Origin of the sequence: Enterobacter sp. T2 (genome assembly GCF_010692925.1) — a bacterium.
Classification (GTDB): domain Bacteria; phylum Pseudomonadota; class Gammaproteobacteria; order Enterobacterales; family Enterobacteriaceae; genus Enterobacter; species Enterobacter kobei.
In genome coordinates this window covers 984,800-999,854 of record NZ_CP048736.1, presented here as the reverse complement: position 1 = coordinate 999,854, position 15,055 = coordinate 984,800, and the positions used below count along the sequence as shown (strand labels likewise).

Sequence of the window (15,055 nt, the reverse complement as noted above, 5' to 3'; positions counted from 1 at the left end):
CACCCTTGCCCTCTCCCACAGGGAGAGGGTACAAACATCAAAAACAGCAACTTGTGTTGCTGTTTTGCTTTTATTCCGGCCACAGCCACGCCGCGCCGCGCACGCCGCTGGAGTCGCCGTGGACGGCTTTGCGGATCGGGGTTTCACACTCGCCGCCGAAAACCCACTGCTTCACAAGATTTGGCACCGTGGCGTACAAGCGGTCAACGTTGCTCATCCCGCCCCCCAGCACAATCACGTCCGGATCGAGAATATTCACGACGTGCGCCAGCGATTTTGCCAGACGCATTTCGTAACGGCTCAGGGCCAGTTCAGCCACCGGATCCTGTTCTTCAACCAGACGCATGATTTCATTACCTTTGAGCGGTCGACCGCTCAGGCGGTGGTAATCGGTCGCAAAACCGGTGCCGGAGATAAACGTCTCAATACAGCCCTGCTTGCCGCAGTAACACGGCACGTCGGCGCGGTATTTGAGTTCATCTTCATCCATCCACGGCAGCGGATTGTGCCCCCACTCGCCCGCCGTGCCGTTGCCACCGATGTGCGAACGCCCCCCAAACGCCACGCCCGCGCCGCAGCCGGTCCCGATAATCACCGCAAAAACGGTCTGCGCCCCTGCGGCGGCGCCATCAACGGCTTCGGAGACCGCCAGGCAGTTGGCGTCATTGGCCAGACGCACTTCCCGGTTCAGACGCGCGCTTAAATCTTTATCAAACGGCTGACCGTTCAGCCAGGTGGAGTTAGCATTTTTAACCACGCCGGTATAAGGGGAGATTGACCCCGGGATACCCATCCCGACGGTACCGCTTTGCCCTGTCGCCTGCTCGGCCATATCGACCAGCCGGGCAATCGTCTCGATGGTCTGGTGGTAATCATCGCGCGGCGTAGGCAGACGGTGGCGGAACAGCTGTTCCCCCTGCTCGCTCAGTGCAATGACTTCTGTTTTGGTGCCGCCCAAATCAATCCCAATACGCACAAGACTCTCCTCATTCTTTTGATTATCAACAGAGTAGAAGCACGCTTCCCGATTAGCAATGCAAGCGATGCGACAATTCGTTATCATGCCCGCTGATTTAACGACAAGGCCGTGGAAATTATCATGCTGTGGTTCAAAAATTTGATGGTTTACCGTCTCAGCCGCGACGTTTCGCTGCGTGCAGAAGAGATGGAAAAACAGTTAGCCGCTTATAGCTTTTCCCCTTGCGGTAGCCAGGATATGGCAAAAACCGGTTGGGTTCCGCCAATGGGTTCACAAAGCGATGCCCTGACCCACGCCAGCAGCACGGGACAAATCATCGTTTGCGCTCGCAAAGAAGAGAAAATTCTGCCCACGCCGGTGGTGAAGCAAGCGCTTGAAGCAAAAATCTTCAAGCTGGAAGCCGAGCAGGGCCGCAAGCTGAAAAAAACCGAAAAAGATTCGCTGAAAGATGAAGTCCTGCACTCTCTGCTGCCGCGCGCTTTTAGCCGCTTTAGCCAGACGATGATGTGGATCGATACCGTTAACGGGCTGATCATGGTCGACTGCGCCAGCGCCAAAAAAGCAGAAGATACCCTGGCCCTGCTGCGTAAAAGTATCGGTTCTTTACCGGTCGTTCCGCTGGCACTGGAAACGCCGATTGAGCTGACCCTGACAGAATGGGTTCGCAGTGGTACTGCGGCGCAAGGTTTCCAGATTCTGGATGAAGCCGAGCTGAAAGCCCTGCTGGAAGATGGCGGCGTGATCCGCGCCAAAAAGCAGGATCTGGTGAGTGACGAAATCGCGGTACACATCGAAGCCGGGAAAGTCGTTACCAAACTGGCGCTCGACTGGCAGCAGCGCATTCAGTTCGTGATGTGTGATGACGGCTCCGTGAAGCGTCTGAAGTTCTGTGATGAGCTGCGCGATCAAAACGAAGATATTGACCGGGAAGATTACGCCCAGCGTTTTGATGCGGACTTTATCCTGATGACCGGTGAGCTGGCGGCGTTAATTCAGAATCTGGTGGAAGGCCTCGGCGGCGAAGCGCAGAGATAACAGGCAAAACACAGGCCGGGTAAGCGTTAGCGTCACCCGGCTTTTTTTTTATTTCAAATAGCGGCACAGATAAGAGGTCGGTTCAGCAACCTGCAAATGAAATTCGCTGTGGCCAGGAACGTTGAAGGCTTCCCCGGCAGCGTAAACTTTCCATTCCGTTTCACCCGGCAGTAAGACGTTCAGCGCGCCGCTGACTACCGTCATCTCTTCCGCTTCGGCCGTGCCAAAGGTGTATTCCCCTTCAGCCATGACGCCCACACTGGCGCGGCCCGTGCTGCTGCTGGTAAAACCAATGGATTTCACTTTACCGGAAAAGTATTCGTTACTTTGAAGCATGAACTGGCCCTTATATTCAGAGATAAAAATTCACTATAGGGGCCATGCTCATTGCCTGTCACGCAAAATCATTACATCAGGAGTTCGGAAGCCAGGCGCGCCATCAGAACATTTGATAACAGCACCGGCACGTCCAGCGCCTTTTGCAATAAATCACGGTGATGCTGATGGAAACCGAGGCAGTCCAGTATCAACACATCCGCCCCTTTCTCCAGTAGCGCCTTCCCGGCAGCGATCAGTTTGGCCTCGCTGTCCCAGAAGGGATTTGCCAGGGCATACAGAGGCGTTTTTTCAAGCACGTGCCATTTTGCTTCCTGGTTGTTCATGAGCTCTTCCATCGGCACAATCACCCCCACCTGATGCCCGTCAACAATAGAGGCCACCAACGGCGGAATGATGCGCATTGGCTCAAGCAAAATCGCATTGCGCGCCACCAGTCCCTTAATGGGGGCGGTACTCATCAGCAAAATAACGTCATAATCTTGATTATCGAGCACTTCTATCACTGCCTGCAGCGAACGCTCAATTTTCTGTCGTGAAACATGCGCCAGTTTACCGTCGCTTAATAACGTCGCCAGGGGCTCCTCCCCCGCCTCAACAGCGTAGTCCTCCATGACCTCTTCCCGGCTCATCTTACCAAGCAGGCTGAGATGCGTGATCTGCTGTTCAGAGACATGCTCGGTTAAAAGCGGTAACACTTCGCTTACAGGGACCACACCAATAGTGAGGATCGCCAACGTTGCCTTCATCGTCTTCGCCTTCCATTACTACAAAATCTTATTACACAGGTACAGGCTCACTACGCTGCACAGTTCGTTTTTTCAACAAAACAGCACCAAGCGTAGCAGGTGATCTGCATCGCGAAATGTAAAGATCACCTGCGGGTAACGGAGTCACCTGTAATAACTAAATATTAACTCCTGCTTAACATTGGCGATGAGTAAAAAGTGTGATTCAGGCACGGTATTGGAGCGTTTAGGAAAACATCTATGACTTTTCGGGATCTTCGTAGCGCCGTTTGGCATCCAGGGCTTCCTGTTCAGTCTCATGTTCACTGATCAGCGAGTCCGGTTTGGGGTGATCGGCACGCAGCTGATACCAGGTCACGGTTTGATCGCCTGTGCCTTTTTCAACGGTAACGATACGTGCTTCGCGCGGATAGGGAGGTCTGGTTGGCATAGCTCATCCTTTTTTTATGTCTGAGCTATCAGTATAGACGGCGGTTAGCTGGCACAAGCCAAACGCAGGGCGGTAATAATCTGAATCACCACCTCTTCCGGTGCCGCAGAAGCATCCACAACGTGGTGCGCCGCTTCACGGTACAGGGCATCACGCTCGGCCAGGACTTCGCTCACCTCTTCGCTGAGCGGTCTGGAGGTCAGCGCCGGACGTTGTCCCTCCTCCGGAAAGGCCTCAAGGCGCCCCACGAGAGCCGAAACCGGCGCGCAGAGATAGATCACAATGCCCTTTTCACGCATAAAATGCCGGTTACACTCGGCGAGAACAATCCCCCCTCCTGTCGCAATCACGGCTGACGGCGTGGTGACCGCTTTCAGCGCGGCCGTTTCGCGTGCGCGAAAGCTCTCCCATCCCTCTTGCTCAACAATGTCCGCGATGGTTCTGCCGGCCTCGGTTTGCAGCCAGTGGTCGGTATCAACAAACTGACGATGACATGCGCGTGCCAGTTCCAGGCCAACGGTGGTTTTCCCACAGCCGCGGGGGCCAACTAAAAAGATGGGTTGGGTCATAGCCAGGTGTTCCCCTTGATGCCGGATGGCTGAAGAGTGTAAAGAAATCATTGCAGAAGATGTGTAGAATACTTTACTGCAAAGCGGTACGGGATGACAACCCTGCGGAAGCCACACTGTACCACAAAGTGACAATAATTATCATTACGCTGTGCGACGCTTCACTTCCAGCAGCCATTTATCCAGTTCGGCAGCAAACTGCTGGCGATCGCGCTGGGACAGGCTGTCCGGCCCTCCGGTCTGCACGCCGCTGGCCCGCATGGTATCCATAAAATCACGCATAGTGAGTTTTTCCCGGATGGTTGAAGGCGAATAACGTTCACCGCGCGGGTTGAGCGCCGCTGCGCCTTTCTCCAGCACTTCCGCCGCCAGTGGAATATCAGCGGTAATGACCAGATCCTCCGGGCTGCACAGACGAACAATTTCATTATCCGCCACGTCGAACCCGGCCGGGACGCGCAAGGAACGGATAAAGCGCGAAGGCGGAACGCGGATATTCTGGTTCGCCACCAGCGTCAGTGGCATCTGAACGCGCTCGGCGGCGCGGAATAAAATCTCTTTAATCACATTCGGACACGCGTCCGCATCAACCCAAATCGCCATATTGTCTCCCCATAATGTCTCTGCCGACTATTGTCGCCTGCATTTCGTTGTTAAGCTATCAATCAGAGAAAACAACGCATAATGACGGAGAATCGTGATGGATAAGAAAATCGGGTTTATCGGCTGCGGTAACATGGGCAAAGCCATCCTGGGCGGCCTGATCGCCAGCGGGCAGGTTCTGCCCGGTCAGATTTGGGTCTATACCCCGTCACCGGACAACGTCGCCGCATTGCGCGATCAATACGGGATCAACGCCGCCGAAAGCGCGCAGGAAGTCGCCCAGGTCGCCGATATCGTCTTTGGCGCCGTTAAGCCGAACATCATGATCAAAGTGTTGAGCGACATCACCTCCAGTCTGAATAAAGAGACGCTGGTCGTGTCGATTGCCGCGGGCGTGACGCTCGATCAACTGGCCCGCGCGCTCGGTCATGACCGTAAAATCGTCCGCGCGATGCCCAATACTCCCTCACTGGTTAATGCCGGTATGACCTCCGTCACCCCTAACGCGCTGGTGACCTCAGAAGAGGTGGCTGATGTGCTGAACATTTTCCGCTGCTTCGGTGAGGCGGAAGTGATTGCGGAATCCATGATCCATCCTGTTGTCGGCGTCAGCGGCTCTGCACCTGCATACGTGTTCATGTTTTTAGAAGCCATGGCCGACGCCGCCGTGCTTGGCGGCATGCCGCGTGCGCAGGCGTATAAATTCGCCGCGCAGGCGGTGATGGGTTCCGCCAAAATGGTGCTGGAGACCGGTAAACATCCGGGCGAACTGAAGGACATGGTCTGCTCGCCTGGCGGCACGACCATCGAAGCGGTACGAGTGTTGGAAGAACGTGGATTCCGCTCTGCCGTCATCGAGGCGATGGCAAAATGCATGGAAAAATCAGAGAAGCTGAGTAAATCCTGATTTCTGACCGGGCGTCAGGCGGCCACTTCGGTGCGGCCGCGCCCGGCATTTTTCGCCTTATACAGCGCCACATCTGCCGCCTTCAGCCATTCCCGATAATGTCCAAACTGTGGCCCCCAGGGGGCAATGCCTACGCTGATGCGCAGAGGCTCTTTCGGTGCGCACGGTAAGGACAACGTTTCCAGACGCTCGTGAACCCGAGACATGACGGCGATGGCGCTTTCAGCCGCTGTCTGCGACATAATCACGGCAAACTCATCTCCGCCAAAACGGCCTATCGCATCGCCTGACCTGACTGACATCTGAAGCTGACGGGTAAGAGCAACAATCGCCTTATCGCCCACGTCATGCCCCCAGGTATCATTGATGTTTTTAAAATGGTCGATATCAATCAGCAAAATGGTGGCGTTGCAGTGGCTCCGGCGGCAGTGCTCAAACTCATTACGCAGCAGCATTTCCCAGTGTCGTCGGTTAAAGACCCCGGTCATGCCGTCGCGGGTACTCATCATTTCCAGCCGCCGCTTATGTTCCGCAAGCCTGATGGCCGTCCGGTGGCTGAGCCAGGCAAACAGCATGGGATAAAGCATGAGCACCGGAAGCGTTAAGCCCCACTCCACGGGATCGGGGTTGAAGACAGTTACTTTCCCGACGAGGGGCAGCGTCACCAGCGCGGTCAGGAGGGTTAACGTTATCCCCACAAGAAACAGGCGGCAGCCACCGGAGCCCATCATGTTCATTCCCACCATCATTACCAGCGCTGCCGTGGGTAATGCATACAGCCCCATCACGCCAATCCAGAGCCCGGCGATAATGGCATCCATCTTAAGGTTGAAAATCTCCTGCTGGTGAGGTGACGCGGCGCGGCAGGATAACTGCCAGGCAAAATGGGGCCAGACGAACGCCCACCCTACCAGGATCAACCACCAGCCGCCGGGTAAAAAATGGATGACCAGCATTCCCGCCACGGGGAAAAACATGGCTGCCAGACCAACAGCGCGCGCCAGCCGAACCCGCCGGGCAAACTGGATGCCGGCGCGGTAAGGGTCATCCTGAGAAAGGGTTAAACTCCACTCTTCCCGAATGCGCTTTTTGTTGTAATACGTTTCATCATTCATCATTTTTGGGAATATTCTGAAACATTTTCCCAAATTATAGAGAGGGGGACTGCGGGGAAAGTATGAAATTTCGGGTGAGCAGCCGACGCCACTCACCCGTTAGAACTACACTTGTTTCTTCAGACAGGCACTCATGAACTTGCTGCGATCGTCTCCCTTCAGGGACTGTTCGGTCGCTTTCGCATTACACTCGCGCATTTTTTGCTGCTGCGGCGTCAGACTTTTTTCGCCAGGCTTCGCGGCACCGTTTTTAAGGCAGTCGCTCATATAGGTCTTACGGGCATCGCCTTTCAGACTCTGGGACGTCGCCTGTTGATTACAGGTCGTCATCCGTTGCTGCTGAGGCGTTAGCGTTTTCTCTTCCGCATTCGCCGATGAGATCAGGAACAGGCCGGAGAGCAGAGTAACCAGTAATGTTGTTTTCATTGCACCATCCTTTTGTGAATATTCCCTGTAAGTCTGGTTCGTAACAGGAAAAAAACCACCCGGCAGCGGTGATTTTGCCGGGAATTTCTCATTTCAGACCCAACGTACCGGTATTGGCGGTATCGACATAAAGGATAGGGGAAGTAACGCGATAACACGCGTGCTCTGTTTCACTTTTATTATCTCCCGGTACAAACAGATAAAAAATAAATACAGAGCAGCGCCAGGCATCCTGCAAGACAATTTTGTGAAACGTCAGAACCGTTCGTGACGGCTTAACTGCGCGGATGCCTCAACAGCTTCTTTACGTATTGCTGCAGCAATTCGGCATCCTCTGGTGGAACCTGAGTGTCGGGTCGCGCCTTATCCAGCGCCCCTTCGATGCTATTGATTAACGCCTGCTGATCGGATGTATCCATCCGCCGCAATAGCGCGGTGACGACAATTTCCAGCGCTTCGACCTGGGCAACCAGTTCTTTAGACTCTTCTTCCTTTTGTGCAAGCTTAACCAGCAACTCAGCAATGAGATTCTTCATCGTGCTATTTCCTTATGGGGTTTCCTCTGAAATTAACACCAGGAATGAAATATGCAAAGCGGAGAAAAGTATTATCTTATGTAAAAGTGACATTACCGCCAAATTAGGGTGCCACCCTTAATAGCGAAACGTTTTTCTATAAAAAAACGCCGCATTTAGTTATATAAAAATACGGCTACCATAAGAATATATAATACACCCGCGAAAGGACTATTTCGCTGATTTCGCCTCCGCCATTCGTGTTCGACGGCGCAGGGCAATCGCCAGCTGGATAATATTGATTAAAACGACAATTGCCGTAGCAGCAAATACCCAACGAAAACCTGCCATCGCAGAAACGGATGCGCCAATAAGCGGACCGGCAACGTTGCCTAAATACATAAACGACTGGTTATAACCAAAAATACGTCCGGTGACCTGGTCGCTGGAATATTTGACCAGCAAGGTCTGTACGGCAGGCAACATAGCCCCATCGGCGAAACCGAGTAAAAATCGCAGCACGCCCAGCTGAAGCGGAGAGGTAACAAACGACATCGCGAAAAAGAGCACCACCGCAAAAATCAGCGTCGCCATCAGGATACGCGCCGTGCCGATCCTGTCCCCCAGCTTCCCCAGACGTGGCGCAGAGATCAGCGCGGAAACGCCCGGCACGGCGGCAATCATCCCGCTGAGAAAAGCAATATTATTGCTGTCTGGCTCCATTGATTTAATAAACAGCGCCAGAATGGGCCCCACCGAGCCGTTACAGAGCTGGATCACCATGGTGGTGACAAACAGGCTGATCATCAGCCCTGGGTAAGGCAGCGAGGCGAAGACGGCCTTACCGCTCAGGCGTTCAGACTTGCTGACAACGGGGCGCCCTCCCTCTTTGATCAGAAAGAGCGTGACCAGAAAGCTAACCACCAGCAGGATCGCAGTGATGATAAATACCGCGCGCAGCCCAACGTGGTCTGCCAGAAAGCCGCCCAGCAGCGGGCCACCGATGACGCCGCTTATCTGCGCCGTTGAGAGGGTGCTCAGCGCCCAGCCGCTTCGTTCGCGTGGCACCTGAGAGGCCACCAGCGCCATGGCATTCGGAATGTACCCGGACGTCAGCCCCATCACCGCCCGCAGGAAAAACAGCTGCCAGACGTTCGTGGCGAAGGCCTGGAGCAGAATCGCAATCGCCATCCCGAGCGAGGCGCGCAGCAGCATCAGCTTACGGCCTTTCCGATCCGCCAGGCTGCCCCACATCGGAGACACAATGGCGGAGACCAGAAACGTGACGCTGAACGTCAGACCGGACCACATGGAGAGCGCTTCGTGGGAGGTAACCCCCAACTGCGACACGTACAGCGGCAGGAACGGCAGGATCTGGCTAATGGCCAGCCCGGTAAAGAAGCAGCCGAACCAGACCGAGATGAGATTAACTTTCCAGGATTCCATAAAGAAATAGTCTTCATTTTTAGGCGAATTCGCCGTCAGATTAGCAAGTTACGCACGCCGGCGTCGCACCAGAGATGCGGCCTTGCTGACTTTGGTGTTTTATCTTCCCAGTCATCATATTTGTGAAATAAGTCACAAATCATCCACTTTCTGGCGGAAGATTATGCTTCAGCGACAGAGTCCGAAACCGCGCATCCCCAGATGAAAATGGTTGGCATGCGCCGCGTTATACTCCGGCCCCAGACCGTTACCGTAGTAGCCGCAGCTGGCCGCCAGCAGGGCCTTCAGCCATGGCTGCGTTTTTGCCGATTTCCAGCCGTTCAGCACCGTGACACGCTCCCCGTTCGCCAGCCGAAAAGCGGCGATATCCAGCGCGTCTGCGGTGGCATGCTCGCTGCGCCGCGCATCGGGCCGGTGGTAGATATTGCGACAGGCAAAGCTGCCGAGGTGATCAATGCGCGTCAGCTCATGTCCCGTGAAGCGCTGCGTCAATGGCCGGGCCTGCTGGCTGACAAACAGTGCAGAGCTGAGCGCCAGCGGACAGCTGGCAAGAAAACTGCCGTTCAGACTCACCGGGCCGAAGTCACGCACGCGCACGACGTTGCGCAGCGGACATGTCCCGCCGCCGTCAGCGACCGGTTGGGTGCGGATAAGGTTTCGTTGATTGGCCTGCGTTAACAGGCTCGCGCAGGCTTCGGGGGTTAAACGTCGCAGTTTATACTGGGTAATACGGCCAGGGGGATCGTCCAGGGCCAGCGGTTTAAATGGATTGTAGTAAGACGGCAACCAGCGATAACCCACCGTTGCAACTGCCCCCAGGATGAAAACGGTCAGCAGAGTTTTTCCTTTCACGTTCCCCCCTCACTCTTCCCCAAAACATTATGGCAGAAGGCCGCGAAACCCGCAGGGCATCGTGGTATGTTATTGGCTTTTCGTCAGACTGGAAGAGAGTGAGATGGCAAAGCAGCGCGTAGGTATTGTCTTTGGGGGAAAATCAGCGGAACACGAGGTGTCATTGCAATCGGCCAAAAATATCGTTGATGCGATCGATAAAAGCCGGTTTGACGTGGTCCTGCTGGGCATTGATAAACAGGGCCAGTGGCATGTTAACGACGCCAGCCAGTATTTGCTGAATGCCCACGATCCGGCGCACATCGCCCTCAATCCTTCGGACATCAGCGTCGCGACCGTTCCTGGCGTCATGAAGGGACAGCTCATCGACGCCGGCAATGCGCAGGCTCTCACTCAGATCGACGTGGTCTTCCCTATCGTACACGGCACGCTCGGGGAAGATGGTTCCCTGCAGGGGATGTTGCGCATGGCCAACCTGCCGTTTGTTGGATCAGACGTACTGGGATCCGCCGCGTGCATGGACAAAGACGTCACCAAACGCCTGCTGCGCGATGCCGGACTGAATATCGCGCCATTCGTCACGCTCACCCGCGCCAACCGAGACAAGTACAGCTTCGCGCAGGTTAGCGGTCAACTGGGGCTGCCGCTGTTTGTGAAGCCTGCCAACCAGGGGTCATCCGTTGGCGTTAGCAAAGTCGCCAGCGAAGCAGAGTTTACGCAAGCCGTTCGTCTGGCGTTTGAATTTGACCATAAAGTGGTTATTGAGCAAGGGATCAAAGGCCGCGAAATTGAGTGCGCCGTGCTGGGCAACGATTTTCCACAGGCGAGCACCTGCGGTGAAGTGGTCTTAAACAGCGACTTCTACTCCTACGACACCAAATACATTGATGATAAAGGCGCACAGGTCGTTGTTCCTGCGGATATCGATCCGGCGATCAACGACAAGATCCGGGCGATCGCCATCAGCGCCTACCAGACTCTCGGCTGCAGCGGCATGGCGCGCGTGGATGTCTTCCTGACGCCGGAGAACGACGTGGTCATCAATGAGATCAACACGCTGCCGGGCTTCACCAACATCAGCATGTATCCAAAACTGTGGCAGGCCAGCGGGCTTGGCTACTCTGAGCTGATCACCCGCCTGATCGAACTGGCGCTGGAGCGTCACGCCGCCGACAGCGCGCTGAAAAGTTCTGTTAACGGTTAATCGGCACCCTTCGCCGTCTCTTCCGTCGTCGTCTCTTCCGGGCGACGGCGGATAATCAACCCCGCCAGCCAGAAACTGATCACCCAGGTCACCAGCCCGACGGCATAGGTTTGCCACCCTTTTGCTTCAAATCCTAACAGCCCCACGACGCCGTTAAGAATAAAAATCAGCCCAATAGCAAAGGCATAGTAGTGCCAGTCACGGCGAAGTTTGGACGTGAGCTTCATAACAACTCCGGCAGGAAAAAAGACATCCTCTCACAGTTTAAGCACGAGGTCTGTGGCAGATGCGGAAATTCTGAAACGCGACGCAATTTCACTTAAGTTTAAAAATTGTGACGCGCTGCAGAAATCAATAATCCAGGAGAATTCCTGAGCGTAAATTACCACGATTCTGATATTGACAAATGCAATCACCTGTCAAACTCACCCCGTAAGACGCGTATTAAAACAGAGTTATACCTCGGGAGGTCAACATGGCTGACTTTACATTGTCGAAACCGATTTTTGGCGGCAAACCAAAAACCTCTACGGCGGGTAATATCGCGTATGCCTTGTTTGTCCTTTTCTGCTTCTGGGCAGGCTCCCAGTTGCTCAATATGCTGGTCCATGCGCCAGGTGTTTATGAACACCTGATGCAGGTGCAGGATAACGGACGTCCGCGAGTGGAGATTGGATTTGGCGTGAGCACGCTGTTCGGTCTCGTTCCTTTCCTCGCGGGGTGTATGATTTTAGGCGTAGTCGCGTTAGTCCTGCGCTTTCGTCGTCGCCATTAAAGCCCCATACAGCGAGCCCGGCGATCGTCCACGCGCTTCGCAAACCAGGCGGTGGTCAGGTTACGTGTGATCTTCGGGCTTTCCAACTGAATACCCGGCAGGATAGCCCTCGGTAACGTTTTCCCACTCTTCTGCTCCGCAAGGGCAAACACCTTCTTGTAGAGATCCGTTTTCTCGAATGCCAGGCTATCGCCTTTTTCAAGCTGACGGCGGATATCGCTGTTGCTCATATCAAGCGCTGTCGATAATGTCCGTACCGCGCTTTCGGTGCCTCCCGCCTCGCTGCTGCCGTAGGCGATGAGATCGCCGTCCAGCGCCAGCTTGACGCCGCTTGCGCGGCTAAGCGCACTTTGAAACGCCGCGTTACGGCTGGCATACCAGCCGGCATTAAAGTCTGCGAAGCGGTACAGCGGCGCGTTGTAATTCGCCGGATAGTTCAGCAGATGATACGTGCCGAACCACAGTCCGCCGCGCAGTGAGAAGACCTCCTGGCGCACCGTACCGTCAATTTTCCATGGATAGCCGTCGGTATGCTTCTCGGCAAACGCGATGCTCACCTGCATTGGTCCGCCGGTGTGAACCGGGTTGAGCGAGCCAAACAGTTTCTGCCCCATTGGCACCATGTTGATGAAATCATCAAAAATGGCGCTGAGCTGTTTTTCGGTTTTCACCGTGTCCAGCCGGTCGCTGTAGCTTTTACCGTTCGGCGAGGTGATTTTCAGTGCGGTATGCACGAGGAACACCGGGATATGCATCGATTCCGCGCGGCGGTCGATCTCTTTCCAGGCAATTTTATTCAGACCCGGCACCACCGGGTCTGACTGGTACATGGACTCCTGCTGCGCCACCGCCAGCACCGAGCAGATATTTTCCTCGGTCGGGGCAATCTTCTGGCTTTCAAAGGTTTTAGCCAGCGCATCTGCCCACGCATTGCGATCCTTCACGCTGGCGGGCATTTTTTGCCGCACAACGCTTGCCACATCCACGGGCTTTTCACCCTTTTTGAGCGGGGCTGCCCCTTTTTCGGCACAGCCCGCCAGCACCAGAGCGGCCAGTAAGGACAGCGATAACGCGCGCGGTACGGCAAAAGACATAGCAACTCCCTGTATTAGCTAAAGGTATTGGTCACTTCCTGCAGGTCACGATCGTCCAGCTCACGCTCAAAGCTGCGGAGACGTTTGTAGATGGACATCAACTCCACCAGCGTGGTCCAGGAGCTGATCAGATACTGGAACGACCCGCGCACCTGACCGAAAACATTGGTGATCTGCGTCATCAGACCGAGCGTAATCGTACCCGCAACAATCGACGGAAACAGCAGGAACAAGCCGAAAACGTTATCCACCTGCAGATACAAAATGCGCGCAATGTTGAAATACATATAGTGGAAGTAAAGGCGGAAGTAGTTACGACGCACGGCACCAAACAGCTCACGGACGGTCGGCGGCGACGCGCGGCTGGCATCATCTTCCCCGTAAACCAGCTCTTTACGATACGCCGCTTCGACGCGCTGATTTTTAAACTCCAGACCCGGCAGCTTGATCCCCACCACCGCCAGCAGGCCCGTGCCCATCAGCGACCAGACAATCGCGGCAATCACCAGACCATACGGCAGATGGCCGACAATCGGCAGATCCGGCACATGCGCAGAGAGCGTCACCAGTACCGGCAGGAAAGCAATCAGCGTCATGATGGCGTTGATGAAACTGACGCCCATATCTTCAAGGGTGGAGGCAAAACGCATGGTGTCTTCCTGCACACGCTGCGCGGCACCTTCGATATGACGCAGATGCTGCCAGTGCGCCATGTAATGTTCGTTCATCGCGGTACGCCAGCGGAAAACATAGTGGCTGACGAAGAAATTGTTCATAACACCAATGATCACCGCAATAAGCGCGATACCGAGGAAGACGCCGACTTCATGGTAGAACTGGTTAATGGTGACCTTGTGCGGCGAACTCAGTGCGGTCTGAATCAGATCGTAGAACGGTGCATACCAGGCGTTTACCGCCACCCCCACTTCCACCAGGAACCACGTCACAAAGATGATCAGCGAGGTACCGAGAATCGACCAGTACTGCCAGCGGTGCGGAGAATAGACAAACCAGAACAGCGCAAACAGCCCTACGCACAGCATGTAGTAGGCGTAAAACAGCAGATAGCTCAGTGACCAGAAGCGCGCTGCGCTAATCGGCACGTCGCCTGTCGCCCCGGCTATGCGTGCCAGCCATGCACCGCCGCCCGCCTGCCAGAAAACGACCGCGATAAGAGCCCAAATAAATGCCGACAGGAAAAATGGCCCCGGCTTTGGGAAAAAAGACTTAAACATGATGCTTCCTTCTTGTTGTTATGGTTGTTGCTGTGCTCAACACATGACCAAACGAATACCCTGCCCGGGCCGGAAGACCGGCTCGGGCAAAAAGGTCAGACCCGAGGGTTGATTATTAGTTCGCTTTCCAGTTTTCGAGAATTGTTTCGGTGCGTTTCACCGCGGGAGGGTTCATCGGTGCAATGAAGTTACGCCAGACGTCATTATGGTGGTTAATCAGAATCTGTGCTTCAGCCGCCGGGCGATTCGCGGTGGTATGGGCATCCTCAGCCACGGTAATGTGGTAGCCCCGACTGACGCCGTTTTTAATTGTCGCGTCCACGCAGTAATCCGTGGCGCAGCCGCAGATGACAAACTCACGAATTCCGTGTTCACGTAACAGCGCTTCAAGCGATGTGTTGTAAAAAGAATCACAGGCGGTCTTGGTAACGTAAAGCGCATCAGCCGGTTGATGGAGTTCAGGCAGCAGCGCAAACCCTTCACTTCCTTCTTCCAGCCCCCCGGCCTCGGTATGCTGAATAAAAATGACGGTGTCGGCCGCCTGCGTAAGCTGGTTGATCAGAGAGACACACTTTTCGCGCTGATGACGAGGGGTTTCAAATACCCCGTTTTGCATATCAACCACCATGACCACACGCTTTTCAGACATACCGTTCTCCGTAAGATTGAGTAATACTGGTGCCTATCATAAGCCCGATGCCAGAAAATGGGAGAGCGCTCGCAAGTAAATTATTCATATTTACCCATGGTTACGTTTTTCTGGCTATCGTTATGCTATTCCGGGC

Annotated in this window: 19 protein-coding genes; 4 read left to right on the top strand and 15 right to left on the bottom strand. The window is 54.7% G+C overall.

Annotated features, from left to right (window positions below; translation table 11 throughout):
* Positions 1 to 70: 70 nt before the first annotated feature.
* On the bottom strand, positions 71 to 976 hold the full coding sequence (mak, locus tag G0034_RS04710; RefSeq protein ID WP_014882740.1) for a fructokinase: 906 nt from the start codon (positions 974 to 976) through the stop codon (positions 71 to 73).
* A 123-nt stretch (positions 977 to 1,099) separates the two neighbouring features.
* Between mak and rdgC the strand changes: the two genes are divergently transcribed.
* Positions 1,100 to 2,014 (top strand): recombination-associated protein RdgC, encoded by a 915-nt coding sequence (gene rdgC / locus G0034_RS04705; RefSeq protein ID WP_014882739.1) that lies wholly within the window; start codon positions 1,100 to 1,102, stop codon positions 2,012 to 2,014.
* Positions 2,015 to 2,062: 48 nt separating this feature from the next.
* On the opposite strand, the gene ppnP is transcribed toward rdgC, so the two are convergent.
* The 5 genes from ppnP to G0034_RS04680 form a co-directional block, all read right to left on the bottom strand.
* Positions 2,063 to 2,350, bottom strand: coding sequence for a pyrimidine/purine nucleoside phosphorylase (ppnP, locus tag G0034_RS04700; protein ID WP_014882738.1), 288 nt, complete (start codon positions 2,348 to 2,350; stop codon positions 2,063 to 2,065).
* Positions 2,351 to 2,421: 71 nt separating this feature from the next.
* Positions 2,422 to 3,099 (bottom strand): AroM family protein, encoded by a 678-nt coding sequence (locus G0034_RS04695; RefSeq protein WP_014882737.1) that lies wholly within the window; start codon positions 3,097 to 3,099, stop codon positions 2,422 to 2,424.
* A gap of 238 nt (positions 3,100 to 3,337) precedes the next feature.
* Positions 3,338 to 3,529: a protein YaiA gene (gene yaiA, locus G0034_RS04690; protein WP_014882736.1), complete on the bottom strand. Its 192-nt coding sequence runs from the start codon at positions 3,527 to 3,529 to the stop codon at positions 3,338 to 3,340.
* 44 nt (positions 3,530 to 3,573) lie between these two features.
* A complete protein-coding gene (aroL, locus tag G0034_RS04685; RefSeq protein WP_014882735.1) occupies positions 3,574 to 4,098 on the bottom strand; it encodes a shikimate kinase AroL in 525 nt (174 codons plus the stop codon).
* 144 nt (positions 4,099 to 4,242) lie between these two features.
* The gene (locus G0034_RS04680) at positions 4,243 to 4,701 is read right to left on the bottom strand and encodes a YaiI/YqxD family protein (protein WP_014882734.1); all 459 of its coding nucleotides are present in this window, start codon (positions 4,699 to 4,701) and stop codon (positions 4,243 to 4,245) included.
* A gap of 97 nt (positions 4,702 to 4,798) precedes the next feature.
* Here G0034_RS04680 and proC point away from each other — a divergent pair, with 97 nt between their 5' ends.
* A complete protein-coding gene (gene proC, locus G0034_RS04675; protein ID WP_014882733.1) occupies positions 4,799 to 5,608 on the top strand; it encodes a pyrroline-5-carboxylate reductase in 810 nt (269 codons plus the stop codon).
* Between the two features lie 14 nt (positions 5,609 to 5,622).
* Here the strand turns inward: proC and adrA are convergent, their stop codons facing one another.
* The 5 genes from adrA to G0034_RS04650 form a co-directional block, all read right to left on the bottom strand.
* Positions 5,623 to 6,726: a diguanylate cyclase AdrA gene (gene adrA, locus G0034_RS04670; protein ID WP_023332217.1), complete on the bottom strand. Its 1,104-nt coding sequence runs from the start codon at positions 6,724 to 6,726 to the stop codon at positions 5,623 to 5,625.
* A gap of 102 nt (positions 6,727 to 6,828) precedes the next feature.
* Complete coding sequence (psiF, locus tag G0034_RS04665; RefSeq protein WP_014882731.1) at positions 6,829 to 7,149, bottom strand: phosphate starvation-inducible protein PsiF; 321 nt, start codon at positions 7,147 to 7,149, stop codon at positions 6,829 to 6,831.
* 275 nt (positions 7,150 to 7,424) lie between these two features.
* Positions 7,425 to 7,685, bottom strand: a complete 261-nt coding sequence (iraP, locus tag G0034_RS04660) for an anti-adapter protein IraP (RefSeq protein ID WP_014882730.1) — start codon at positions 7,683 to 7,685, stop codon at positions 7,425 to 7,427.
* Between the two features lie 210 nt (positions 7,686 to 7,895).
* Entirely contained in the window at positions 7,896 to 9,110 is a 1,215-nt protein-coding gene (locus G0034_RS04655; protein ID WP_023332216.1) for a multidrug efflux MFS transporter, read from the bottom strand.
* A 168-nt stretch (positions 9,111 to 9,278) separates the two neighbouring features.
* Entirely contained in the window at positions 9,279 to 9,962 is a 684-nt protein-coding gene (locus G0034_RS04650; RefSeq protein ID WP_179120555.1) for an extensin-like domain-containing protein, read from the bottom strand.
* A 103-nt stretch (positions 9,963 to 10,065) separates the two neighbouring features.
* On the opposite strand from G0034_RS04650, the gene ddlA reads away from it, so the two are divergent.
* Complete coding sequence (gene ddlA, locus G0034_RS04645; protein WP_014882727.1) at positions 10,066 to 11,166, top strand: D-alanine--D-alanine ligase; 1,101 nt, start codon at positions 10,066 to 10,068, stop codon at positions 11,164 to 11,166.
* On the opposite strand, the gene G0034_RS04640 is transcribed toward ddlA, so the two are convergent.
* Complete coding sequence (locus G0034_RS04640; protein ID WP_014882726.1) at positions 11,163 to 11,393, bottom strand: DUF2754 family protein; 231 nt, start codon at positions 11,391 to 11,393, stop codon at positions 11,163 to 11,165. The two genes, ddlA and G0034_RS04640, sit on opposite strands and share 4 nt — an antisense overlap.
* A gap of 248 nt (positions 11,394 to 11,641) precedes the next feature.
* Here G0034_RS04640 and G0034_RS04635 point away from each other — a divergent pair, with 248 nt between their 5' ends.
* Entirely contained in the window at positions 11,642 to 11,941 is a 300-nt protein-coding gene (locus G0034_RS04635) for a DUF2755 family protein (protein ID WP_014882725.1), read from the top strand.
* Here G0034_RS04635 and G0034_RS04630 read toward each other — a convergent pair.
* The 3 genes from G0034_RS04630 to G0034_RS04620 all read right to left on the bottom strand — a co-directional run bounded on the left by G0034_RS04630 (position 11,938) and on the right by G0034_RS04620 (position 14,919).
* Complete coding sequence (locus G0034_RS04630; RefSeq protein ID WP_023332214.1) at positions 11,938 to 13,035, bottom strand: DUF1615 domain-containing protein; 1,098 nt, start codon at positions 13,033 to 13,035, stop codon at positions 11,938 to 11,940. The genes G0034_RS04635 and G0034_RS04630 overlap by 4 nt on opposite strands.
* Positions 13,036 to 13,049: 14 nt before the next feature.
* Positions 13,050 to 14,270: a peptide antibiotic transporter SbmA gene (sbmA, locus tag G0034_RS04625; RefSeq protein WP_023332213.1), complete on the bottom strand. Its 1,221-nt coding sequence runs from the start codon at positions 14,268 to 14,270 to the stop codon at positions 13,050 to 13,052.
* 115 nt (positions 14,271 to 14,385) lie between these two features.
* Positions 14,386 to 14,919 carry an isochorismatase family protein gene (locus G0034_RS04620; protein ID WP_014882722.1) on the bottom strand — a complete coding sequence of 178 codons (534 nt, stop codon included), beginning with the start codon at positions 14,917 to 14,919 and terminating at the stop codon, positions 14,386 to 14,388.
* Between the last annotated feature and the right edge of the window lie 136 nt (positions 14,920 to 15,055).